The 22,757-nt window shown below is 66.5% G+C and carries 19 protein-coding genes and 1 tRNA gene; 8 read left to right on the forward strand and 12 right to left on the reverse strand.

Translation table 11 applies throughout. The features are described 5' to 3' along the window. Window positions 1–53: 53 nt before the first annotated feature. The 4 genes from LLW23_RS05595 to LLW23_RS05610 all read left to right on the forward strand — a co-directional run bounded on the left by LLW23_RS05595 (window position 54) and on the right by LLW23_RS05610 (window position 3,930). Window positions 54–1,253: a hydrolase gene (locus LLW23_RS05595; protein WP_228947786.1), complete on the forward strand. Its 1,200-nt coding sequence runs from the start codon at window positions 54–56 to the stop codon at window positions 1,251–1,253. A 62-nt stretch (window positions 1,254–1,315) separates the two neighbouring features. After that, a complete protein-coding gene (locus LLW23_RS05600) occupies window positions 1,316–2,278 on the forward strand; it encodes an arginine N-succinyltransferase (protein ID WP_228948480.1) in 963 nt (320 codons plus the stop codon). A 117-nt stretch (window positions 2,279–2,395) separates the two neighbouring features. Further along, window positions 2,396–3,649 carry an N-succinylarginine dihydrolase gene (locus LLW23_RS05605; RefSeq protein WP_228947787.1) on the forward strand — a complete coding sequence of 418 codons (1,254 nt, stop codon included), beginning with the start codon at window positions 2,396–2,398 and terminating at the stop codon, window positions 3,647–3,649. Window positions 3,650–3,714: 65 nt separating this feature from the next. After that, the gene (locus tag LLW23_RS05610) at window positions 3,715–3,930 is read left to right on the forward strand and encodes a hypothetical protein (protein WP_228947788.1); all 216 of its coding nucleotides are present in this window, start codon (window positions 3,715–3,717) and stop codon (window positions 3,928–3,930) included. 278 nt (window positions 3,931–4,208) lie between these two features. On the opposite strand, the gene LLW23_RS05615 is transcribed toward LLW23_RS05610, so the two are convergent. Genes LLW23_RS05615 through hemB form a run of 4 tightly spaced genes read right to left on the reverse strand, consistent with a single transcriptional unit; the run spans window position 4,209 to window position 8,428 of the window. Next, on the reverse strand, window positions 4,209–6,392 hold the full coding sequence (locus LLW23_RS05615; RefSeq protein WP_228947789.1) for a spermidine synthase: 2,184 nt from the start codon (window positions 6,390–6,392) through the stop codon (window positions 4,209–4,211). Continuing rightward, window positions 6,385–6,897: a GNAT family N-acetyltransferase gene (locus LLW23_RS05620; RefSeq protein ID WP_228947790.1), complete on the reverse strand. Its 513-nt coding sequence runs from the start codon at window positions 6,895–6,897 to the stop codon at window positions 6,385–6,387. Before LLW23_RS05620 ends, LLW23_RS05615 begins: the two co-directional genes overlap by 8 nt. A gap of 20 nt (window positions 6,898–6,917) precedes the next feature. Beyond that, window positions 6,918–7,439 (reverse strand): GNAT family N-acetyltransferase, encoded by a 522-nt coding sequence (locus LLW23_RS05625; protein WP_228947791.1) that lies wholly within the window; start codon window positions 7,437–7,439, stop codon window positions 6,918–6,920. Then, window positions 7,436–8,428: a porphobilinogen synthase gene (gene hemB / locus LLW23_RS05630; RefSeq protein ID WP_228947792.1), complete on the reverse strand. Its 993-nt coding sequence runs from the start codon at window positions 8,426–8,428 to the stop codon at window positions 7,436–7,438. Before hemB ends, LLW23_RS05625 begins: the two co-directional genes overlap by 4 nt. Window positions 8,429–8,505: 77 nt before the next feature. On the opposite strand from hemB, the gene LLW23_RS05635 reads away from it, so the two are divergent. Continuing rightward, window positions 8,506–9,420, forward strand: a complete 915-nt coding sequence (locus LLW23_RS05635; RefSeq protein WP_228947793.1) for a diacylglycerol/lipid kinase family protein — start codon at window positions 8,506–8,508, stop codon at window positions 9,418–9,420. Here LLW23_RS05635 and LLW23_RS05640 read toward each other — a convergent pair. The 6 genes from LLW23_RS05640 to LLW23_RS05665 all read right to left on the reverse strand — a co-directional run bounded on the left by LLW23_RS05640 (window position 9,404) and on the right by LLW23_RS05665 (window position 18,900). After that, window positions 9,404–10,867: an MATE family efflux transporter gene (locus LLW23_RS05640; RefSeq protein WP_228947794.1), complete on the reverse strand. Its 1,464-nt coding sequence runs from the start codon at window positions 10,865–10,867 to the stop codon at window positions 9,404–9,406. The genes LLW23_RS05635 and LLW23_RS05640 overlap by 17 nt on opposite strands. A gap of 263 nt (window positions 10,868–11,130) precedes the next feature. Beyond that, window positions 11,131–13,923: a valine--tRNA ligase gene (locus LLW23_RS05645; protein WP_228947795.1), complete on the reverse strand. Its 2,793-nt coding sequence runs from the start codon at window positions 13,921–13,923 to the stop codon at window positions 11,131–11,133. A gap of 146 nt (window positions 13,924–14,069) precedes the next feature. Next, a complete protein-coding gene (locus tag LLW23_RS05650) occupies window positions 14,070–16,103 on the reverse strand; it encodes a S9 family peptidase (RefSeq protein ID WP_228947796.1) in 2,034 nt (677 codons plus the stop codon). A 57-nt stretch (window positions 16,104–16,160) separates the two neighbouring features. Then, window positions 16,161–16,628, reverse strand: a complete 468-nt coding sequence (locus tag LLW23_RS05655) for a DUF2497 domain-containing protein (protein ID WP_228947797.1) — start codon at window positions 16,626–16,628, stop codon at window positions 16,161–16,163. 36 nt (window positions 16,629–16,664) lie between these two features. Next, window positions 16,665–18,182, reverse strand: coding sequence for a TolC family outer membrane protein (locus LLW23_RS05660; protein WP_228947798.1), 1,518 nt, complete (start codon window positions 18,180–18,182; stop codon window positions 16,665–16,667). Window positions 18,183–18,192: 10 nt separating this feature from the next. Further along, window positions 18,193–18,900 carry a protein-L-isoaspartate O-methyltransferase family protein gene (locus tag LLW23_RS05665; RefSeq protein WP_408642036.1) on the reverse strand — a complete coding sequence of 236 codons (708 nt, stop codon included), beginning with the start codon at window positions 18,898–18,900 and terminating at the stop codon, window positions 18,193–18,195. 150 nt (window positions 18,901–19,050) lie between these two features. Here LLW23_RS05665 and LLW23_RS05670 point away from each other — a divergent pair. Next, a tRNA-Cys gene (locus LLW23_RS05670) sits at window positions 19,051–19,124 on the forward strand. 186 nt (window positions 19,125–19,310) lie between these two features. Beyond that, window positions 19,311–20,072 (forward strand): outer membrane protein, encoded by a 762-nt coding sequence (locus tag LLW23_RS05675; protein WP_228947799.1) that lies wholly within the window; start codon window positions 19,311–19,313, stop codon window positions 20,070–20,072. A 72-nt stretch (window positions 20,073–20,144) separates the two neighbouring features. On the opposite strand, the gene LLW23_RS05680 is transcribed toward LLW23_RS05675, so the two are convergent. Further along, window positions 20,145–20,786 carry a Crp/Fnr family transcriptional regulator gene (locus LLW23_RS05680; protein ID WP_228947800.1) on the reverse strand — a complete coding sequence of 214 codons (642 nt, stop codon included), beginning with the start codon at window positions 20,784–20,786 and terminating at the stop codon, window positions 20,145–20,147. A gap of 81 nt (window positions 20,787–20,867) precedes the next feature. Here LLW23_RS05680 and LLW23_RS05685 point away from each other — a divergent pair, with 81 nt between their 5' ends. Further along, window positions 20,868–21,701: a TauD/TfdA dioxygenase family protein gene (locus LLW23_RS05685; RefSeq protein WP_228947801.1), complete on the forward strand. Its 834-nt coding sequence runs from the start codon at window positions 20,868–20,870 to the stop codon at window positions 21,699–21,701. Window positions 21,702–21,804: 103 nt separating this feature from the next. On the opposite strand, the gene LLW23_RS05690 is transcribed toward LLW23_RS05685, so the two are convergent. Beyond that, complete coding sequence (locus LLW23_RS05690) at window positions 21,805–22,680, reverse strand: SDR family oxidoreductase (protein WP_228947802.1); 876 nt, start codon at window positions 22,678–22,680, stop codon at window positions 21,805–21,807. Window positions 22,681–22,757: the final 77 nt, after the last annotated feature.

The following is a 22,757-nucleotide window of genomic DNA, read 5'->3' on the forward strand; positions in this document are numbered from 1 at the left end:
GCGCAGATACCCCGGGGGTGGCCGCCTTTGCGCGCTTGCGCTAGCAGATGGCGATGGCGGGGACGAACGGGATCGAGCGGCAAGCGATCGAGCAGGCGAGCGCATCGCCGATGCTCGCGCGGACGCGCGCCTGGGCGGCGGTGAACAGCGGAACGGGCAATCTCGGGGGGTTAGCGGAGGTAGCGTCGCAGCTGGCTGATGCGTTTTCGGCGCTGCCCGGCGACCTTCGCTTCATCGATCCAGCGCCGGCTGAGCGCGTCGGCGTCGATGGCCATGTCGCGCCGATCGCGCACGGCCAGCACCTGCGGCTGAGCGTCCGCCACGAAGCCCCGGCGAGGCTGCTGCTGACAGGGCATATGGATACCGTTTATCCGGCGGATCATGCGTTCCAGGCGCTAGTCGATCGCCCGGACGGCACGATCAACGGCCCCGGAGTCGCCGACATGAAGGGCGGCCTAGCAGTCATGCTCGCCGCGCTCGAAGCGATCGAGGCGGTCGGATGCCCGATCGGCTATGACGTGGTCATCAACTCGGACGAGGAAACCGGCTCCTTCTCCTCCGCCGCGTTGATCGCCGAGGCGGCGCGCGGCAAACTCGCCGCGCTCACCTACGAGCCCGCCCTGCCCGATGGCACGCTCGCCGGCGCGCGCGGCGGCACGGGGAACTTCTCGATCGTGGTGCGTGGGCGATCGGCGCACGCCGGGCGCAACCCCGAGGACGGCCGCAACGCGATCGTCGCCGCGGCCGCGCTTGCGCTCCAGCTCAGCGAGGCACGCGGCCCCCGGCTGGCGGTCAATCCCGCGCGGATCGACGGCGGCGGGCCGAACAACGTGGTGCCCGATCTCGCCGTTCTGCGGATCAACTTCCGCCCCGCCAACCTCGACGAGATCGCCCGCGCGCGCGCCGCGATCGATGCGGCGGTCACCGACATCGCCGCCGCGCACGACGTGCGGATCGAGGTTCACGGCAGCTTCAACCGCCCCCCCAAACCGATCGATCCCGGCGCAGCGCGGCTGTTCGCGCTCGTCAAGGCGACGGGGGCAGATCTCGGCCTCGACATCGCCTGGCGCGACACCGGCGGCGTGTGCGACGGCAACAACATCGCCGCCGCCGGCACGCCAGTGATTGACACGATGGGCGTGCGCGGCGGCGCGATCCATTCTCCGGAGGAATTTCTGATCGTCGACAGCCTAGCCGAGCGCGCGGCGCTCTCCGCAGTCACCCTCCTGCGACTGGCGGAGGCGGGGCTGTGAGCGCCGTCGCAACCTTCGTCGTCCGCGCCGCGCGCGACGCCGATCTGCCGCACCTCTACGAAATGGCGAAGCTCACCGGCGGCGGCTTCACGAACCTGCCGCCCGATCGACAGGCGCTCAAGGCCAAGCTCGATCGCAGCCACGCCGCCTTCGCCCGCACCGACGATGGCATCGCTGACGAACTGTTCGTCCTGATCCTCGAAAACACGGCGACCGGCGAGATCCGCGGCACGTGCCAGATCTTCACCCAAGTCGGCGAGCGCCACCCCTTCTACAGCTACCGCATCAGCACGCTGACTCAGCACAGCCGCGAGCTGCAGCGCACCTTCCGCGCCGAAATGCTCGCGCTGACCACCGATCTCGAAGGATCGAGCGAGGTCGGCGGGCTGTTCCTCCACCCCGGTGAGCGCGCCGGCGGGCTCGGCCTGCTGCTCGCGCGCAGCCGTTACCTCTTCATCAAGGCGCATCGCGCGCGCTTCGGCGATCGTATCCTTGCCGAGCTGCGCGGCGTGATCGACGAAGCCGGCGGCTCGCCCTTCTGGGACGGGCTTGCGGGGCGCTTCTTCGGCATGAACTTCCAGGATGCCGACGCCTTCAACGGGGTCAACGGCCACCAATTCATCGCCGATCTGATGCCCAAGCATCCGATCTATATCGCCATGCTTTCGGAAACCGCGCGCGCCGCAATCGGCCTGCCGCATCCCTCGGGCCGTGCGGCGATGCGGATGCTCGAAAACGAAGGATTCGCGTATGAGAAATACGTCGACATCTTCGACGGCGGCCCGACGATGACCGCACGGATCGACTCGATTCGATCGATCCGCGAAGCCCGCGCGGCGCCAGTGATGGCGGTCGATCGCGACGGCGGCGCGCAGTCGCTCGTGGCGCACGGGCAGCTGTCCGAGTTCCGCTGCGCCTACGGCAATCTGCGCGAGATCGGCGACGCGGTGGTGATCGATCCCGATTGCGCGCGGGTGATCGGCGCGCAGGAAGATGCGCGCGTGCTGCACGTGGCGCGGATTTGATGGCCTCGTCATGAAGCAAAGAGCCCTCTCCTCCCCGTTCGTGTCGAGCGCAGTCGAGACACCGTTGCGGCACGGTCCCTCGACGATGCTCGGGACGAACGGATGCGGCGATCAGCCATGATCCAGGAAATCAACTTCGACGGCATCATCGGTCCGAGCCACAATTACGCCGGCCTAAGCCCCGGCAACCTCGCCGCCACCCGCAACGCGGGCGCGACCGCGCAACCACGCGCCGCCGCGCTGCAAGGCATCGCCAAGATGCGCGCCAACCTCGCACTCGGGCTGACACAGGGCATCCTGCTTCCCCATCCGCGCCCCGATCATCGCTGGCTCGCAGCACTCCACACCAACTATGAAAGCGCCGCCGCTCACCTTCAGGCCCGCGCGCTGTCCGCCTCCCCGATGTGGGCCGCCAACGCCGCCACCGTCTCGCCGGCGCCCGACACGGAGGACGGCCGCTGCCATCTGACCGTCGCCAATCTGGTGACGATGCCGCACCGCAGCCACGAATGGCCAGCGACGCTCGCGCAGCTGCGGCTTGCGTTCGCCGATCCCGGCTTCGTCGTCCACGATCCGATCCCGGCGCCGTTCGGCGACGAGGGCGCGGCGAATCATATGCGGCTGACATCGACGCACGGCGACGCCGGCATCGAGATCTTCGTCTATGGCGAGGCGGGTGGACCGTTCCCGGCCCGCCAGCATCGCGAGGCCTCCGAAGCAGTCGCGCGCGCGCATCGTCTCGATCCCGCACGGACCTTGCTGGTCGAGCAATCCCCCGAGGCAATCGCCGCGGGCGCGTTCCACAACGATGTGGTCGCGGTGGCCAACGAACGCACCTTGTTCGCGCACGAACAGGCATTCGCGGACCGCGACGGCTTCTACGCCGATCTTCGGCGGCTGATGCCCGAGGTCGAGATCGTCGAGGTACCCGCGGCGCGCGTGAGCCTCGCCGACGCGATCCAGTCCTATCTGTTCAACGCGCAACTCGTGACCGCGGGCACCGGGGCGCAGACGCTGGTCGTGCCCGCCGAAGCGCGCGAAAATGCCGCGGTCTGGGGCTGGCTGCAGGAGCATCTCGCCGGCAATGGCCCGATCCGCGCGGTCGAGGTGGTCGATGTGCGCGAATCGATGGCCAATGGCGGCGGGCCGGCGTGCCTGCGGTTGCGCGTCGCCTGCGATCCAGCGCTCGTCGATCCGCGCTTCCTGGTCGATGCGCAGAAGCTCGATCGGCTCGCGGCGGTGATCGCGGCGCACTGGCCCGAGGCGATCGCGTTCGACGCAATCGGCGATCCCGCGCTGATCGAGCAGATCACGCAGGCGCGCCGCGCGCTGGTCGAGGCGCTCGATCTTGTCGGGTTAATTGACAGGTAACCATCCTCGTTAACGCGTGAATGGCGGAAAACCTCGCTTGGCGCGGGCTTTGCTTAACTCATTGCATGTTCACGCGCATCGCCAGACTGTTCACGATCAAGACCAAGTTCGAGGCCTTCATGGTGATCTATGGCCTGGGCCTCGGCGCGACCGAACGCGGCGTGCATTACGTCCACGAATATCCCGGGGTCGGCGGCTGGCTGCTGTTCGCGGTCTGCCCGCTCACGGTCTTCATGGCGGGCACGCGCATCCTCGACTCGGTCGAACGCGGAAGCGAGTGATCCAACCCGTAACTCACTCGTGCGGACCCAACCCGTTCGTGCTGAGGAGACCCTGAGCTTGTCGAATGGTCGTCTCGAAGCATTGGGCACACCGCTAGTAACAAGAGGCGAAGGGGATCGAACTTCCCCTTGTCGATCCTCCCCTGCAAGGGGAGGTGGCGCGGCACGCGACGGAGGGGTGTCCCGCTATCGAGAGGGCGACACCCCTCCGTCAGCCCTTCGGGCTGCCACCTCCCCTTTCAGGGGAGGAATGAATCGACGGCTCTAGAGGCCCCACGCTACCGATGCAGCAACGGGATGATCGACGCATAATCGTCGCTCCAGCCCGCATACCCCGGATAATGCGGCAGCCCGATCCATCCCTTGCCCAGCCCCTTCAGCCGATCGATCGCTTGCGGATCCCGCGACAGCGCAACCCAGTGCGAGATCGACCCGCCATCGGTCAGCGCCGCGGGGCGATCGACCAGCGCGATCGCGCGCCAGCCGCCCGCTTCCGCCGCCGCCGCGACGACCGGGGTGAGATCGAGGAAGCGGTTCGAGATATGGACCAGCAGCAGTCCCTTGGGCTGAAGCGCCCGCGCGTAATCGGCGAAGGCTTCGCGCGTCAGCAGATGGATCGGCACCGAATCCGACGAGAAGGCGTCGAGCGCGAGCAGGTCGAGCGCTCCCGGCGCCGCCTGCGCGATCGAAAGGCGCGCATCGCCCAATACGATCTTTGCGTCAGGCGCGCACGTCCGCAGGAATGAGAAGCGCTCGCGCGCCAACTTCGCGACGACCGGATCGATCTCGAAGAACTGCCAATCCTGCCCCGGCCAGGCATAACAAGCGAGCGTCCCCGTCCCGAGCCCGACGACGCCGATCCGGCTGTCCATGCCGTATAGCGCCGGCGCCAGCGTCATCGCGCGGCCGACGCCCGACGAGGGGACATAATAGGTCGTCGGCATCTGTTCGCGCTCGGGCGTACCGAGCAATTGCGTGCCGTGCAGCGTCGTGCCGTGCGCCAGCGTGCGTTCGTCAGGCGTTTCGGCGATCCGATAAACGCCGAAATAGCTGCGTGTCCGAATGTCGCCCGCGAGCGTGTCGCGCAGCGCGCTGATCCCGCCGAACAGCGCCAGCGATACCGCAAGCACCGTCACATAAGCATGCCGCGCACCGATCGACGCGAGCCCGACGATCGTGATCACGCCAAAGGCGAGGCCGGTACGCTGTTCGCCAAAATATTCCGGCGACGCCCATTGCCGCAGCGCCAGCAGCAGCGCCAGCGTAGCAGCGACTGCCGCGAGCGCCGGCACGCCGCCGGCCCGCGACCACAGGGTGCGGATCACCGGCGCCAGGAACATCTGCGGCACCAGCGCACCCGCCGCCAGGATCAGCAGCGGATATTCCCACGTCCAGTCGAACAGCGCTGGCGCGAGCAGCCCGGCGAACAATCCGCCCAGCGCACCGCCGATCGACATGGCGAGATAAAACCCCGTCAGCCGCTCGGGCGCCGGCCGCAGGCGGTACATCGCGGTGTGCAGCGCGACCGACGCCATGAACAGCAGCATGAGCGCGAGGCCCACGCCGTAGAGCGGCGCGATCTGGAAACCGCCGATCATGATGCCGCCAAACAGCAGGATGGTCACTGGCGCGACACGGACGATGAAATCGGCCGGCGCACGATTGTCCGCAAAGGCGACGGTGAAGCTGAGCAGGTACAGCCCCAGCGGGATCACCCACAGCAGTGGCATCGCGACGATATCGGTCGTGATATAGGTCGACGTCGCCAGCATCAGCCCAGACGGCACCAGCGCGAGCGCGATCCAGTGCGCGATCCGCCGCGCTGTCGGCGGTGCGGTATCCGCGGCCACCGCCATCTCGCTATGGCCGCGCGGCAGGCGGGTCGCGATCAGCGCGACCAGCACGATCAGCGCGACATAGCCCGCGCTCCACAGCCAGCGCTGCCCATCGACCGGCATCAGCGGCTCGACCAGCAGCGGATATGCGATCAGCCCGGCGAAGCTGCCGAGGTTGGAGGCGGCGTACAGCCGGTACGGATCCTCGCCGGGCCGTGCTGCGGCGAACCAGCGCTGCATCAGCGGCGCCTGCGCCGACACCGCGACGAACAGCGGCCCGATCGAGGCGGCGAACAACCACGGCACCCACAACTCGGGCGATGTCTGCTCGGGCAATGGCCAGGCGAGCACGCCGATCGGCAGCCACAGCATCGCCACCGCCAGCAGCGCGAGGTGAATGATCGCCTGTCGCCGGATCGAGACGCGGCCCAGCGCATGCGCATAGCCATAGCCCGCGAGCAGCAGCGCCTGGTACACCAGCATCGCCGAGTTCCACACCGCCGGCGCCCCCCCAAGCCGCGGCAACGCGATCCGCGCGACCATCGGCTGGACGAGGAACAGCAGGAACGATCCCGCGAGGATCGTCGCGACGAACAGCACGCGCGGCGCCCGGGTGGTGTCAGTCATTCTGGGGTCGCTCGATAAGATAATGGACGTGGCGCCGAAGGGGATCGGCCGGGTCGAGCGCGGGGTGATCGAAGTCGCCGCCATCGACGCGCGTCATGCCCAGCCGGATCATCAATCCCCAGCTGCGCTCGTTGGCCGGCACCGTGATCGCATGCACCCGATCGGTGCCGCGCCGCCACGCGCGCTCGAGGCAGGCCGCGGCCGCTTCGCGCGCGAGGCCCTGGCCCCACGAAGGACGCGAAAAACGCCAGCCAATTTCCGGAAGGCCCGCAATCGGAGTGTCGCTCGGCCCGGGTTTGATCCCGCAAAACCCCAAAAATGCGCCGTCAGCGCGCCGCTCGATCGCCCAGAAACAATCGCCCGTCGCGTCCGCCATCGCGTTCATCCGCTCGGCAATCGCCGCGCACGCGGCAATGTCCATCGGTGGCCCGAGGTATCGCATCACCTCCGCATCCTGCCCCATCGCGTGAAACGGTGCGACATCCGCATCCCTCCAACGACGCAAAATCAACCGCTTTGTGTCGATCACGGACGCTCGATTCGGTACGTGACCGTGTCGCGCCGGGGATCGTCGGCGGCAAATTGCGGATGCTCAAAGTCGAGCGCCGGATCATGCTGCATGCCCAGCCGCGCCATCAAACCCCGGCTCCGCGCATTCTGCCGCGCCGTAATCGCAACAATCGCCGGCTCGACGCGATTGGCCCAGGCCCAGGAGATACTGGCGATTACAGCCTCATAGGCATAGCCACTACCCCAAAATGGCGTCGCCAGCATCCATCCCGTTTCGAGCATCCCGGCGATCGGCGTATCGGGCGCGCCTGGCTTCAGGCCGCAAAAGCCGATCGTCGCGCCATCCGCACGCCGCACCACCGCGCGAAAGCCGAGCGGCGCGTAGGACGCATGGCGCGCGAGCGCGGCATCACTGTCCGCTTCGGTCTTCACCGGGCCAAGATCGGCCATCACCGCCGGGTCCGCCCACATCGCATGCAGCGGCGCGCGGTCGATTGGCTCCGGCCGGCGCAGAAACAATCGCTCAGTCTCGATCATGCACCCAGCAGCCGCGCGGCATGCGCCGCGTGATAGGTAAGCACCCCCGAACAACCAGCCCGCTTGAACGCCGTCAGCGTCTCGACCACCATCGCGTCGCGATCCGCGGCTCCTGCCGCGACGGCCGCCTCGATCATCGCATATTCGCCCGACACTTGGTACGCGAACACCGGCACTTCGAAGCGCTCCTTCACGCGCCGCGCGATGTCGAGATACGGCAGGCCGGGCTTCACCATCACGCTGTCCGCGCCCTCGGCGAGATCGAGCGCGACCTCGCGCAGTGCCTCCTCGGCATTGCCGTAATCCATCTGATACGTCTTCTTGTCGCCCTTCAGCAGCCCACGGCTACCGACCGCATCGCGGAACGGGCCGTAGAAGGCACTCGCATATTTGGCGGCATAGGCCATGATTTGGACGTTGGCGTGCCCCGCCCCCTCCAGCGCTGCACGGATCGTGCCGATGCGGCCATCCATCATGTCCGACGGCGCAATGATATCCGCGCCCGCCGCGGCCTGGTTGAGCGACTGGCCGACCAGCACATCCACGGTGGCGTCGTTGAGGACATAGCCAGCGTCATCGACGAGCCCGTCGTGGCCGTGCGCAGTGTACGGATCGAGCGCGACATCGGTGAGGATGCCGATGTCGGGCACCGCATCCTTAACCGCGCGGATCGCACGGCACATCAGGTTGTCGGGGTTGAGCGCCTCGCCGCCGTCGGGGGTGCGCAAGGCGGGCGGGGTGTTGGGGAAGAGCGCCACACACGGGATGCCCAGCGCATGGGCTTCCTTCGCGCGCGCGACGATGCCGTCAACGGACCAGCGCGACACGCCGGGCAGGCTCGCGATCGGCTCCTCGACCCCCTCCCCATCAGCAATGAACATCGGCCAGATCAGATCGGCCGGGGCGAGCGCAGTCTCGCGGTGAAGACGGCGGCTCCAGTCGGCAGAGCGGGTGCGGCGCAGGCGCAGCGCGGGGAAGGAAGCATGCATGCCCGGTGTTTGCGCCGGGCCGTTCGTGCCTGCAAGCGTTACGGGGGCGAAACGCGGTTTCGCGCGTTAGGGCGGCCATGAGCGAGATCAAATCGGCGGCGCTGATCGTCAACGCCAAATCCCGCAAGGGTCAGAAGCTGTTCAAGCATGCGTGCGAGCGGCTGGCGGCGCTGCCGTTCCCAGTCGACGCGCATGCCGTCGAAAAGCCCGACCAGCTCGAAGCGACGGTTAAGCGCGCGCTAGCCAAGAAGCCCGATCTCGTCATCTTCGGCGGCGGCGACGGGACGGTGAGCGGACTCGTCGACCTGCTGGTTGGGCAGGACGTGATCCTCGGCGTGCTGCCGCTGGGCACGGCCAACAGCTTCGCGCGCACGCTCGGCCTGCCGCTCGACATCGACGGCGCGATCGAAGTGCTCGCGACCGGCGTGCCCAAGCAGATCGACCTCGGCATGATCGACGGCGATTACTTCGCCAATTGCGCCGCGATGGGCCTCTCGCCACAGATCGCCGAGACAGTGCCGCACGGGCTCAAGAAGCTGCTCGGCCGGGTCGGGTATCTCGGCTGGGCAGCGGTGCAGTATCTCAAGTTCCGGCCCTTTATCCTCACCATAGACGACGGAATCGAGGAAAAGCGACTGCGGGTGGTCGAGGTGCGGATCTCGAACGGGCCTTATCATGGTGGCACCTGGCTGGTGGACGAGGCGAAAATCGATTCGGGGCAGATCGTGGTGCAGGCGGTGACCGGGCGGTACCGGCGCACGCTGATCAAGAACTGGTTCTCGAGCTTCTTCGGCATGGAAGCGCGACACCAGGATACGGTGAACTTCACCGGCTGCGACCTGAAGGTAGATACGCGACCGAGCCTGCCGATCTCGATCGACGGCGAGGTGCTGGCGCGCACGCCGGTGCGCGCGAAGATCGCCGCCGGGGTAATCCGGGTGATGGCGCCAGCGCCCGAACCCGCGGGCGAAGAGGCTACGTCGCCGGCTTGAGCCCGCCGCCGGGCTCGATATCGGCGCGGCTGCGCTCCTCGCAATGCTCCTCAGGCACCAGCAGCTTGCCCGCCCGCCATGGTCCGTACCGATAGTAGAGCGCGGCGAGCGCGACGTTCACTGCCGACCCGGCCGGGAAGCTCCACCACAAGGCGTCGGGCCCCAACAGCGGCGTCAGCGCGACGGCGACGCCGAACCGCACCGGGAACATCGAGATCGTCAGAATCGCGAGCGGGCCCCAGACTGCACCGTTCGCGCGCACCACGCCGAACAGCACCATCGTGCCGCCGAACATGATGAAGCCCCAGGTGGCGATCAGGCTGATGTCCTGCGCGATCGGCAGCGCGGGGCTGGTAATCGGAATGAACAGCCCGATGATCGCGGTATCGAAGGTCAGCACCAGCGCCACCGCAACGCCAGTGATCGCGACATTGTAGAGCAACCCCGACCGCGTGATCCGCGTGACGCGATCCCACCGGCCGGCACCGATATTCTGCGCCGCCATCGCCGAAACCGCCGCGCCGATCGCCATCGCGGGCATCTGCACATAGCCCCAGAGCTGCTGGACGATGCCGTACGCCGCCACGGTATCGATGCCGTTGCGGTTGACCAGCCCGACCATCGCTAGTGCGGAGGTGGATAGCACCAGCATCTGCGCACCGATCGGAAGCCCCTTGCCGAGGATCATGCGCACCAGCGCCGACGACGGCAGGATGTAGCGCAATTCCGCGCCCTTCAGCCGCAGCGGCAGATCGCGCCACCTGATCCACGCCACCAGCGCCGCCAGCGCGACGATGTTGGCGATGAGCGTCGCAGTCGCTGACCCAGCGATCCCCATCCGCGGGAACGGGCCATAGCCGGCGATCAGCAGCGGGTTCATCCCGGCATCGATCACCACGCATAGCGCCATGAACCAGAGCGGCGTCACCGAATCGCCGGTGCCACGCAGCCCCATGAACATCAGCACCAGCAGCATCGAGGCGGGTAGCGCGAGGAAGATCACGCGCAGATAATCGAGTGCCGGTTGAAACGCCTCCGCTGGCGTTGCGAGTGCGGCGAGGATCTCGGGCGCGAACGTCCAGCCGAGTGCGGCAACGACGATCGAGGCCGCCAGCACTAGCCCGATCGCCGATCCGAACGCACGCCGCGCCGCATCCACATCGCGCCGGCCCCAGCTCTGCCCGACGATGATCGTCGCCGCCATGCCGAAGCCGAAGACCGCGCTGAACATCAGAAACATGATGATATTGGCGTTCGACGTCGCCGCGAGCGCACGCTCGCCGAGGAAACGCCCGACCCAGATCGCGTTGATCGAGCCGTTCAGCGACTGCAGCACGTTCGACGCCAGCGTCGGCAGCGCGAACATCAGCAGCGCCGAACCGATCGGCCCGGTGGTGAGATCGCGCTGGCCGGGGCGGCCGTGATGGGGGGCGGCAGGTTCTTCCATCTCGCTCCCCCTATCGCGTGGTGCCGGGATTATTCCGGTCTTCGTATGTCCTTGCGGCAGGTGAGGTCGCGGGACAAGCGTGGTGTGCGGCGATGCGCGAATGTTGAGGAAGTTGAGGCTGTGGCGCGGTTGGTCTCAACATTCGTGCGGCTTCGATGGTGAGCGGATGCTTTGCCATGGGAGGGGCGGTGTAGGACAGGCTGGTCGCGCCGAACTCACCCCGTCACTCCGGGCTTGATCCGGGGTGACGGAGGGTGGGTGGATCAGCCGAGCCGCGCCAGTGCCGCCGACAGGCGCTCGGCTTCGGCAGCTTTCTCAGCGTGATCGGCGCGCGCCTTTTCCACCGCCTCGGGCTTGGCGCGTTCGACGAAGCTCGGGTTGCCCAAGCGGCCGGCGAGCCCGTCGCGCTCCTTTTCGGCCGCCGTGATCGCCTTGGCGAGGCGGGTGCGTTCGGCGGCAAGGTCGATCACGTCGCCGAGGCCGAGGCGGAAGGTCGCCTCGTCGAGCACCACCTGCGCGGTACCGCCACTGACCTCACCCGGCGCGATCCGCGCAAGGCGGGCAATCGTTGCCTCGTTGCGTGCGATGCGCGCCTGCGTGTCGGCGCCCGCATCGTCCACCGCATATGGCAGCCGCGCACCGGGGGGCACGTTGAGTTCGGTGCGGCTGGAGCGCACTTCGCTCACCAGCCGGATCAGCCAGTCGATCTCCTGCGCCGCGGCGGGATCGATCGATCGCGCGTCGGCCATCGGCCAGTGCGCGACGATCAGGTCATGCTCGCGCGGCGCGAGCGCGTGCCACAGTTCCTCGGTGATGAACGGCATGAACGGGTGGAGCACGACGAGGATCTGATCGAGCACCCAGCCTGCAACGGCCTTCGTCTCCTCGTCGATGCTCCCCTTGATCAGCTCGAGATACCAGTCGCAGAACTGGCTCCAGACGAACTGGTAGATCGCGTTCGCGGCGGCGTCGAAGCGGTATTCGGCGAGCGACAGGTCGACCGACTGGATCGCCTTGATGCATTCGCCGACGATCCATTTGTTCACCGCCGAGGTCGCCACGGGCGCTTCGAGCGTGGCTGAGCCGCCGATGCCGTTCGCCTGGCAGAAGCGGCTGGCGTTCCACAGCTTCGTCGCGAAGTTGCGATACCCCTCGACGCGCTTTTCATCCATCTTGATGTCACGGCCCTGGCTTTCCATCGCCGCCATGAAGAAGCGCAGCGCGTCGGCGCCGTATTTGTCGATCAGGCCGAGCGGATCGACGGTGTTGCCCTTGGACTTAGACATCTTCGCGCCATCCGCCGCGCGGACGAGCCCGTGGAGGTAGAGCGTGCGGAACGGCACGTCCTTCATGAAGTGAATGCCCTGCATCATCATGCGGGCGTCCCAGAAGAACAGGATGTCGAAGCCCGAGATGAGGACGTCGTTGGGGTAACGCCCGGCGAGCGCAGGGTCGGCGTTGTCCGGCCAGCCCATAGTCGCGAACGGCCAGAGTGCGGAAGAGAACCACGTGTCGAGCACGTCGGAATCGCGCCAAATGCCGACGTAAGCGGGATCGTACTCAGACGACCCCATCCAATTCACTACGGCTTTTAGTTCGGAGAAGAGGCGTGGCTGGCGACCGTGCTCCCGATAGAAATCAGTGGCAGCCGCAATAGCCTCATCTTGAGATTCGGTGACGAACGGGACAGGTGCAATCGCACTGCCACTCAGATCATAGGTTATCACCCCGTCTTTTAACCCAGGACCATACCAAGCCGGGATCTGGTGCCCCCACCACAATTGGCGCGAGACACACCAAGGCTGGATGTTTTCCATCCAGTTGAAGAACGTCTTCTCCCACGTCTTCGGCACGATACGGATCGCGCCAGACTTCACCGCCTCGATCGCAGGCGCGGCGAGCGTCTTGGCGTCGACATACCATTGATCGGTCAGCCACGGCTCGATCACCACGCCCGAGCGGTCGCCGAACGGCGTCTGGATCGTGCGCGGCTCGCTGTCGTGTTCCTCGCCGTCCTTGTCGACGTGCGGCACGAGGAAGCCGTCAGCCTTCAGCCGCGCGACGACGGCCTTGCGCGCCTCGGCGGTCGAGAGCCCGATCAGGTCGGCGGGGATCAGCCCGTCGGCGACCTGCACGATATTCGCCTTTGCATCGAGCATGTTGAGCATCGCGCCAGCCGCGAAGCCCGCGCGCTTGCCGACCTCGAAATCGTTAAAGTCATGGCCGGGCGTGATCTTCACCGCGCCCGAGCCGAGCTCGGGATCGGCATGTTCGTCGGCAACGATCGGGATCAGCCGCCCCGTGATCGGCAAGCGCACGTTCTTGCCGATGAGCGCGGCATAACGCTCGTCGGTCGGGTGGACCGCGACCGCCATGTCGGCGAGCATCGTCTCGGGCCGCGTCGTCGCGACTTCGATGAACCCCGATCCATCCTCGAGCGGGTAACGCAGGCGCCAGAACTGGCCCTTGATCTCGCGCGTCTCGACCTCGAGATCGCTGATCGCGGTGCCGAGGCCCGGATCCCAGTTCACGAGGCGCTTGTCGCGGTAGAGCAAGCCCTCGCGGTGAAGGTCGACGAACACCTTCAGCACGGCCTTGCTAAAGCCCTCGTCCATCGTGAACCGCTCGTTCGCCCAGTCCATCGAGCAGCCCAGCCGGCGCAGCTGGCCGGTGATTTCGCCGCCGCTCTCGGCCTTCCACGCCCAGACCTTCTCGACGAACTCGTCGCGCGTGAAATCGGTGCGCTTCTGCGGCGGGTTCATCTGGCCCATCTGCCGCTCGACCACCATCTGCGTGGCGATGCCGGCGTGATCGGTGCCGACCACCCACAGCGCGTCCTTGCCCTTCAGCCGCGCGTGTCGCGTGAGGATGTCCTGCAGCGTATTGTCGAGCGCATGGCCGATGTGAAGCGAGCCCGTGACGTTGGGCGGCGGGTTGACGATCGTCCACGGCTCCGCGCCGGGGCGATCGGGGCGGAACAGGCCGTTGCTTTCCCAATGGCTGTACCAGCGGGATTCGATCGTGGCGGGGTCGAAGGTTTTGGGCAGCTCGCTCATGCGCGTGCCTTAGCTGGGCGGTGGGGGGAACCCAAGTCCCCTGCCGCACCCACCACGTCACCCCGGACTTGATCCGCGGTCCCGCTGCTATGTGACAGCTGACAAGAAGAAGCGGGATCCCGGCTCAAGGCCGGGATGACGAGAGATTACTGGTTGGCCGGCGTCTTCCCCGTCCACTTGTCCATCCAGCCGAGTACCTCGCGATACCATTGCCGCGAATTCTTCGGCTTCAGCACCCAATGGTTTTCGTTCGGGAACACCAGCAGGCGCGAGGGGATGTCGCGGCGCTGGAGCGCGGTGAACGCGGCAAGGCCCTGCGTGTAGGGGATGCGGAAGTCCTTCTCGCCGGTGATGACGAGCTGCGGCGTCTTCCACTTGGCAACGTGATTGACCGGGTTCCACTTCTCGAACGCGGCGGGATCCTCGTAATAGGTCTTCCCGCCATGCTCCCATTCGTCGAACCAGAGTTCCTCGGTTTCGTACGCCATCGCGCGTGCGTCGAAGACGCCGTCATGCTGGACGATGCACTTGAAGCGATCGGGCCACTGGCCCTCGAACCAGTTCATCATATAGCCGCCGTAGGACGCGCCGAGCGCGCAGGCATTGTCGCCGTCGAGCCAGGTGAACTTGGCGGTGGCGGCGGCGAGGCCCTTCTTGAGATCCTCAAGCGGCCAGCCGCCCCAATTGTTGCGGATCGCGTCGGTGAAGCCCTGACCGTAGCCGGTCGACCCGTGGAAATCGACCGCGACGAGACCGTAGCCGGCACCCGCGAACACCGCCGGGTTCCAGCGGTACGACCAGCTGTTGTTGCTCGACCCCTGCGGGCCGCCGTGGACCATGTACGCGACCGGCACCTTGCCGGTGCTGCCGGCGGGCTTCACGGCATAGCCCCAGACCTGATCGTTGTTCGCGCCGGTGAAGCTGAACCGCTCGACGACGGGCATGTCGATCCCGGCGAGTTTCGTGGCGTTGACGCTGGTCAGGCGCTGCGGGGCGGTGCTGGCGACGCGGTAGAAGTCGGCCGGCGCGGTGAGCGAATCGAGCGCCACGATCGGACCGGCCGGGGTGACGGCGACGGCGCCGACATGCCCCAGCTGCGTCAGCCGCTTCACCTCGCCGGTCGTGGCGTCGACGCGGAACAGCGGCGTTTCCTGCGTGTCGTCGGCAGTGACGTACAACGCGCGCGAGTCAGGCGCCCAAGCAATCGAGGCGACCGAACGATCCCAGCGCTCGGTCAGCGACACCGTCTGGCCGCTCGCGAGGTCACGCACGGTCAGCACCTGGCGGTCGGCCTCGTAACCTGGGCGTCGCATCGCGAAATACGCCAGCTTGCGGCCATCGGGCGAAACGGTGGGAAGATTGTCGGTCGCGTCGTTGGCGTCGGTGAGGTTCAGCGGTGCGGTGCTGCCGTCTGCGGGCACCGCGAAGATATCGAGGTTGGTCGAGGTCGCCTCGATCCGCCCGGCCTCGCGCATCGCGAAGTAGATCGTCTTGCCATCGGGGCTCCACGAGACTTCTTCGCCACCGCCGAACGGCTTGGAGGGCGTGTCGCCGACCAGCGCGCCGACGATCGCCTTGCCGTTGCCGGCCGCGCCCGACACGCCGAGCGGGAGGACGAACAGCTGCTGGCGCTTGCCCTCGCTCCACGTATCCCAATGCCGCACGAAGAGCTGATCGTAAGTGCGGCCCGAGCCAGCATCGGCAAGCTTGCGGATCATCGGCTCCTCGAGGCTGGGCGCGCCGGGCAGGCGATCGGCCCAGACGACGAGCTTGTCGCCGGTCGGCGCGACCTTGAAGCCGTTGAACCCGCCCGTGAAGTTGGTGAGCTTGCGCGGGGTGCCGCCCGTGACGGGGACCGACCAGATCGCGTCGTCCATACTGAAATAGACGGTGCTGCCGACGATCTGCGGCTCGTTTTCGTCTTTCTGAGGGTCGGCGAGCAGCTTCTGCGGCGTGGCGCCGCGGCGCGACAGATCGAGCCGCCAGAGATCGAAGCGGCCCCTGTCGGCGTCAAGATCAGTCTCGCGTTGTGCCCAGACCATCCATCGGCCGTCCGCCGAGACGGCCGGCGTGCCGACCCGGCTGAGCATCGTCACGTCCTCGATGGTCAATTGGCGGGCAGCGGCTGGTGTCGCGGCGACGGCGAGCGCGATCAGGCTCGCGGACAGGGGCATCCTCATGGATGCGGGGTAAAGCAGATCGTTACCGATGCGACAACTCGCGTTCGCGGCGGAGCGCTACGCCCCGCTGCGCGTGATTTTCGCGATTTCGCGCGCCACCAGGTTTTCTACCATCGCCGGCAGGTTCGCATCGAGCCAGTCGCGCAGCATCGGGCGGAGCATGTCGCGCACCAGGCCTTCGAGCGTGCCGTCGCTCGATGGATCAGGCTTCACAAGCAACCGAGACAAGGTATCGAGCGCGCCGCGGGTCGCCTGGGCAGTTTCTTCCGACATGATCGGCGGCGTCGGATCAGCGGCTGCAGCGGACGATACGGGACGGGGCGGCGTTGGCGGCATCGGATCACTCAGTTCGAGCACTTCCTCCGCGTCGTCTTCGTCGAACGCGGGATCAATCCCGGTCGAAGGAACAGCGCGGATCGGCGTGCGTCGTGGACGGACCGGACGGTCGTCGCCCTCTTCCGCGATGATGCGTTTGATGGAGGACAGTATGTCCTCCATCGACGGCTCGGCGCTAACATCCCCCATGCGCGCAATCCACCCCCGTGGCGACGCCGCTGACAGTCAGCGGTTTGGTGCGTTTTCACCTGTCGTCAACGCCGGGCTCCTGTCAACCTTGCTGTCGAGCAGCGGATCGAGCGGACGGGTGACGGCAGCGTCTTGCGGCGGCACATTGGCGGTCGATGGCGCGATCGGAACCGGCGCCGGGCCGTCGCCGAAATCGGAGAAGCGCCCGCGCACGTCACGATAATTGTCCGCCGGATTGTATAGCGGCCCGGCATCTAGCCCAAGATCCTGTGCCTCTGCCTGCCCCATCGCGGCAAGCAGTGCAAAGCCGGCGACATAAGCGTCGCGCCGCGCCGTCACGAGCGTGACCTGGCTGTTGAGCAGTTCCTGCTCGGCATTGAGGATGTCGAGAATCGTGCGGTTACCGACGCTGTTCTCGGCGCGCACGCCCTCCAGGCTCAGGCGATTGGCGGCCACTGCCTGTTCGGACGAATTGATCACCTGCAGCGACGATTGCCACACCGCATAGGCCGAGCGCGACGAGGAGATCACCTGACGCTCGGCCGCGGTGACGTTCTCAAGCGCGAGCGCGCGATTGGCCTGCGCCTGTCGCACCTGCGCCGCGGGCCGCCCGCCTTGGAACAGCGGCAACGTGACGTTGAGGCCGACGCCGAGCGTCGTGCCGGTCTGCCCGACCCCGAGCCCAGTGTCGCCGCCCAGTGAGCCGAGATAATTGACGTATCCACCGGTCAGCCCGGCGCCGAGCGTCGGCAGCCGGCCAGCCTTCGCGACACGAATGTCGAACGCGGTTGCGTCGCGCTGCTTCAGCGCCGCGAGCAGGTTGGGATTGTCGCGCAGCGCCACCTCGACCGCGCCATCGGCGGATTGCGGCAAATTGGGGAGCGGCGGCGGCGTTTCGAGCAGCCCTGGCGCGCTGCCGACCAGCCGGACGTAGTTTTCGCGGCTGCCGATCAGTGTCGCCTGCACGCGTTGCAACTGCGCGCGCGCCAGACTGAGCCGAGCTTCGGACTGGGCCACGTCAGTGCGCGTCAAGTCGCCGACCTGGAATCGGTCGCGGCTTGCCTGAAGGTTCGTTTCGAGCACGCGGACATTCTGCGTGTTGAGCCCGACGATCGCCTCGTCGCGGATCACATCGTTATAAGCGGCGACCACTTCGGTGAACAGCGACGCCTCGGTGCCGCGCAGGCCCAGCTGCCCCGCCTCGACGCGCGTCTCGGCCGCGCGGACGGAGTTTCGCACCGCACCGCCCGAGTAAAAGGGCACGTTGAGCGACAGCTGTGCTCGCGCAAGCTTTTCGGGGGTGGTGAAGGAATTGCCGCTGCGCACGAAATTCTCGGTCGCACTGCCATTGGTCGAGAGCGATGGCCGGCCTGCAGAGCGCGCGATCGGCACGTTTTCGTCGACCGCGCGCTGCTGTGCCCGGCTGCCGGTGATCGTCGGGTTTTCCTGATAGGCGCGCGCCAGCGCCTCGCGCAGCGTTTCCGCCTCCGCAGGTGCGGCGGTGACCGCAAGCGTCAAGGCAAGCGCCAGGGTAGTGGGAATGACGCGCGTCATCGGGAGCCTCTTAGAAGGTGAATTTCGGCGGCGTCGCGAAGCCCGGCAGCACGCAGCACTCGATATCGGCGAAGTCCATCATCGCGAACCCGCCCGCGCTGCGTCGCCCGGCCGACAGCCGCGTGACGCCCTGATCGACCAGCCCCCCGACGACACGCCCGCCGACACCAACCTGTGCCACCAGCGCCTCGGGGATACGCTCGACCGCACCATCGATCATCAGCACGTCATACGGGCCACCCTCGAGATGCCCGACTTCGAGCGGCGCCTCTACGATCGTGACACGATCCTCGCCGGCGAGCGCGGCGCGCGCGCGCGCCACCAGTGCCGGATCGACTTCGACCGCCACGACGGCCGCCACGATCCGTGCAAGCACCGCGGCGGTATAACCCGTCGCAGCGCCGATCAGCAGAACGCGATCGGTTGCGAGCAGCCGCGCCTCGGTCAGCAAGCGTCCGGTGGCGATCGGCAGGTTGGCAAAGCGCCCCCCGCCCAGCGACAGCAGCGCGTCGCGATAGGCGAATGCCGCGCGATCGGCCGACACGAAACGCTCACGCGGCACGCTGGCCATTGCGGAGATTACGCGCGCGTCCGACACCGCATTGGTCCGCAGCTGGCTCGCGACCATCGCCGTGCGCATCGCGACATAATCCTGGGCTACATCGTCCAGAGCCGGAAAAGCCGCAGCGGCACCATCGGGTTGGCGGTCGATCGTCATCGTCATGGCCCTATTCTGTCGCACAGCTGTTTTAGCGTTGCAATACACGTCGTCGCGGCCTGCGCTTTATCTCGCGCAGGCCGCTACGCCAATTGCGAAACTTGACACGCCCGCCGCGCCGCCGCATCTGCCCGCGCTCGCTGGCATCGGGGCCCGATGGCGGAGTGGTGACGCAGAGGACTGCAAATCCTTGCACCCGGGTTCGATTCCCGGTCGGGCCTCCAGCTTTACCGGCTATTCCACCGCTCGCGGACGTGTGACTGCTTTTCGCGGCTGACCCACAGCTATGCTGACCGTACGGCCCGGCGTTATCTTCGTGGGCGTCGGCGCGCGCCAAGAGAACGAGACAGGCGGCGAGTCTAGATCATAATCACACAAAATTAATGACTTAAGTAGCGATACGTTAGTGCGTGATCATCGTCCTGCGAATAATCATAAGGGATTACAGCAGGAAGAGTTTGATGATTAAATCTGTTTCCGTCGCGGCGACTGCCGCCTGTCTATTAGTGGCATTTCCCGTTTTCGCCCAGGACAACAGCTACGGTCCAGCTGATGATGGCAATACAGCTGAGCGTTCTTTATCCGATGATCGAGCAATTTACGTTGCAGTCGGCGGCGGACTTGTCCTGAACCAGCGTCTTCGTACCGATGCCGGTATCTCGGCTGAGCTTGACGACGGATATATGGTTTTGGCTGCGGTCGGCGGTCGCGTCGGCCCGCTCCGTGGAGAAGTCGAGGGCAGTTATCGTCGCGCATCGGTTGATAGCGCGACGGGGTTCGGGTTGCGTGTCGCTGGGACCGGCAACGTGTCGGCGCTCAGCGCAATGGCCAATCTGTATCTCGAGCCATCGTTCGGTCTGGGCTCGGTACGCCCCTACTTTGGCGGCGGCGCGGGCGTATCGCGCTTTCGCGCGCGCGATGTCGGCGCGGTCGGCCTTCCCGCAGGCGCCCTGCCAGCGAGCATCGGCACGGTTTCGGGCACCAAGGCCGTATTCGCCTATCAGGGGATGGCCGGACTGAGCGGCCCGGTAAACGATCGGCTAACCGCCTCCTTCGGCTATCGCTATTTCGCGACACCGGGCACTGACCTGAATGTCCCGCTTGCTGGATCTGTTCGCGTTCGGGGGTTGAAGACCCACGGTCTCGAGGCCGGCCTGCGATTCAACTTCTGACGATCCGAACGATGCATCGCGCGAGCCGCGGTGCATCGTGACTCGACCGCCGAACTTGCCCATTGCGCCGTTTTAAGTCGGCAAGTTCGCCAGCCTCGATTTGTCGAGCAACCGGATGCTGCCATAGCCTCGCCGGATCATACCCTCAGCCTCGAGCGCGGCGAGGTGCGCATTGGTGGACTTTCGCGACAGGCCGCATAGTTCCGCGAGGTCGTTCTGGGAGAGCGGAGCCTCGCCCCGCTCGGCGAATAGCAGCAAGCGGGCGGCAATTCGGCCACGCGGTGGAAGCGCGAGCATCTGCGCCAAGCCATGGACGCTCGCATCGAGCTGACCATAGACCAGCTCGCTGACGGCGCGCCAAAGCACCGGCAGGTCAGCACCGATCCGTTCCAGCGCCGCATCGCCGATCGTCACCACCTGGCTGGCCGGGCCGGCACGCGCCGTGACGATCCGAGGACCACCACCGCGTCGCTGCGACTGACCAAAGGCACCGCCCGCAATCGCCACGCCGACCAGGATAGTGCGGTCGCCGACCGCAGCCTCGAGACGCAGCATGCCACTGGTTACGACAACGAGGCCGGTGGTTTCGTCGCCTTCGCCATAGACCCACTGCCCCGCCGACAGTGTGACGCTGCGCCCCGCGGTGGCCAGCGCCTCCTGCACCTGCCTCGGCTGGCGTGCGAACCATCGGCTGCAGAGGAGTTGATCAAACATCGTCACGCCCGAAGTGTAACGATGGTGACATTGCACGTACAGCTAAGGCTGTATGATCGGTGCACCAGAACAGAGGAGAGGATGATGTCGGTACAGATGCAGCCGCTATCCGAGCACGTCGGCGTGGAGGCGAGCGGGGTAGACCTCAACACCCTAGGCGACGACGCCTTCGAGTTGCTGCGCGATGCGGTGGCGACACGGGGCGTCCTGTTCATCCGGGACCAGTCGTTGACGCCCGAACAGCATATCGCTTTCGCAAGGCGTTGGGGCGACATCGACGTCAACAAATACTTCCCCGCAAACGGGGGCCATCCCGAAATCGCCGAAGTACGCAAAGCCGAAACGCAGACGACCAACATCGGCGGCGGTTGGCACACCGATCACAGCTACGATCAGGCGCCGGCGATGGGATCGATCCTCCTGGCGCGAGAGACTCCGCCCACCGGCGGCGACACGTTGTTCGCCAGTCTTGGTGCTGTATTCGATTCGCTTTCAGACGGACTGAAGGCAACGCTTCGAGGACTGCGTGCGGTGCATTCGGCGGACCATATCTACAGCGCCGACGGGATCTACGCGAAGACCGATCTGGCGAGCGATCTCAAGGGGCATGATGAACGCACCCGCGCCGTGCATCCGGTGGTGATCCGACATCCGCGCACCGGGCGCGAGATCCTGTACGTCAATCCAGCCTTCACGCTGCACTTCGAAGGCTGGACCCGTGAGGAAAGCATGCCGCTGCTGAGCTACCTCTATCAGGTGGCCATGCAAGACCGATTCCACTGCCGCGTGAACTGGGCGCCCGGCTCGATCGCGATCTGGGACAATCGCTCCACCTGGCATCACGCGATGAACGATTATCACGGGCATCGTCGACTGATGCATCGGATCACCATTTCGGGTGAGCCGCTGAACTGACGCGGGGCTGACACCCGCAAAAGCTGGAGCAGCGGCCAGCCGATCCTTCGATCAAGCCAGCGGCTGCCGGATCGCAGACCGGGCGTTTAACGCAGATGCCGGGTCAGGCGATCGGCACGCCACCGGTGACAGCAACCACCGCCCCGGACATGTAGCTGCCCTCGCGGGATGCGAGCAGGACATAGGCCGGGGCGAGTTCCGCCGGTTGACCGGCGCGGCCGATCGGCGTGTCCTGCCCGAGCGTCTCCAGCGCATCGGGAGATTTCGCGATCGGCTGGATCGGCGTCCAGATAGGCCCGGGTGCAACCGCGTTCACGCGAATGCCTTGCGGCGCGAGCAGATTGGACAGGCCGATCGTCAAGGTCGAGATCGCACCCTTGGTGGCGGCGTAGACGATCATGTTCTTCGCGGAGACCTTGGCCTGCTCGCTAGTGGTGTTCACGATCGCCGATCCCGGTGCCATGTGCGGCGCTGCAGCCTTGGCCAAGCGGATCATGGCAAATACGTTGGTCGCGAACGCGGCTTGCATCTCATCATCGTCGACCGTGTCGAGCCCTTCGTTGATCGTCTGCGCGGCGGCGTTGTTGACGAGCACGTCGATGCCGCCAAGCTCTTCGACGGTGCGTGCGATCAGTGCCGTGCAATGATCGCGATCGCGAAGGTCGCCGGGCAGTTGAAGACAGCGCTGGCCCGCTTTCTCAACCCACGCCTTGGTCTCGTCCGCGTCGACCTGCTCCTCATCGAGGTAAGAGATCGCCACGTCCGCCCCTTCGCGCGCGTAAGCGATCGCGACCGCCCGACCGATCCCGGAATCACCGCCGGTGATGAGCGCGACACGCCCCTTCAGCAGCCCCTTGCCGACGTAACTGTCCTCGCCGTGATCGGGCTTGGTTCGCATCTCGGCGACGAGGCCTGATCCTGACTGCTGCGGCTCGTCGGGAAAGCTCGTCGGCTGACTGGTGCGAGGATCGTTGGTCACGGGAACTCCTTGTCGTGCGCGTGCCGCGTCAACGGCCAACGTGCGACTAAGGGCCCAGGGGAAGCGCGTTGCGCTCT

It is taken from the genome of Sphingomonas radiodurans, assembly GCF_020866845.1.
In the GTDB taxonomy this organism is placed as follows: domain Bacteria; phylum Pseudomonadota; class Alphaproteobacteria; order Sphingomonadales; family Sphingomonadaceae; genus Sphingomonas; species Sphingomonas radiodurans.

Coding starts and splice junctions, on each gene's coding strand:
- LLW23_RS05610 (WP_228947788.1), top strand. CDS start 3,715: ATGTTCACGCGCATCGCCAGACTGTTCACGATCAAGACCAAGTTCGAG.
- LLW23_RS05635 (WP_228947793.1), top strand. CDS start 8,506: ATGAGCGAGATCAAATCGGCGGCGCTGATCGTCAACGCCAAATCCCGC.
- LLW23_RS05625 (WP_228947791.1), bottom strand. CDS start 7,439: ATGATCGAGACTGAGCGATTGTTTCTGCGCCGGCCGGAGCCAATCGAC.
- LLW23_RS05645 (WP_228947795.1), bottom strand. CDS start 13,923: ATGAGCGAGCTGCCCAAAACCTTCGACCCCGCCACGATCGAATCCCGC.
- LLW23_RS05605 (WP_228947787.1), top strand. CDS start 2,396: ATGATCCAGGAAATCAACTTCGACGGCATCATCGGTCCGAGCCACAAT.
- LLW23_RS05595 (WP_228947786.1), top strand. CDS start 54: ATGGCGGGGACGAACGGGATCGAGCGGCAAGCGATCGAGCAGGCGAGC.
- LLW23_RS05685 (WP_228947801.1), top strand. CDS start 20,868: ATGATGTCGGTACAGATGCAGCCGCTATCCGAGCACGTCGGCGTGGAG.
- LLW23_RS05600 (WP_228948480.1), top strand. CDS start 1,316: ATGGCGAAGCTCACCGGCGGCGGCTTCACGAACCTGCCGCCCGATCGA.
- LLW23_RS05650 (WP_228947796.1), bottom strand. CDS start 16,103: ATGAGGATGCCCCTGTCCGCGAGCCTGATCGCGCTCGCCGTCGCCGCG.
- hemB (WP_228947792.1), bottom strand. CDS start 8,428: ATGCATGCTTCCTTCCCCGCGCTGCGCCTGCGCCGCACCCGCTCTGCC.
- LLW23_RS05665 (WP_408642036.1), bottom strand. CDS start 18,900: ATGACGATCGACCGCCAACCCGATGGTGCCGCTGCGGCTTTTCCGGCT.
- LLW23_RS05655 (WP_228947797.1), bottom strand. CDS start 16,628: ATGGGGGATGTTAGCGCCGAGCCGTCGATGGAGGACATACTGTCCTCC.
- LLW23_RS05640 (WP_228947794.1), bottom strand. CDS start 10,867: ATGGAAGAACCTGCCGCCCCCCATCACGGCCGCCCCGGCCAGCGCGAT.
- LLW23_RS05615 (WP_228947789.1), bottom strand. CDS start 6,392: ATGACTGACACCACCCGGGCGCCGCGCGTGCTGTTCGTCGCGACGATC.
- LLW23_RS05660 (WP_228947798.1), bottom strand. CDS start 18,182: ATGACGCGCGTCATTCCCACTACCCTGGCGCTTGCCTTGACGCTTGCG.
- LLW23_RS05680 (WP_228947800.1), bottom strand. CDS start 20,786: ATGTTTGATCAACTCCTCTGCAGCCGATGGTTCGCACGCCAGCCGAGG.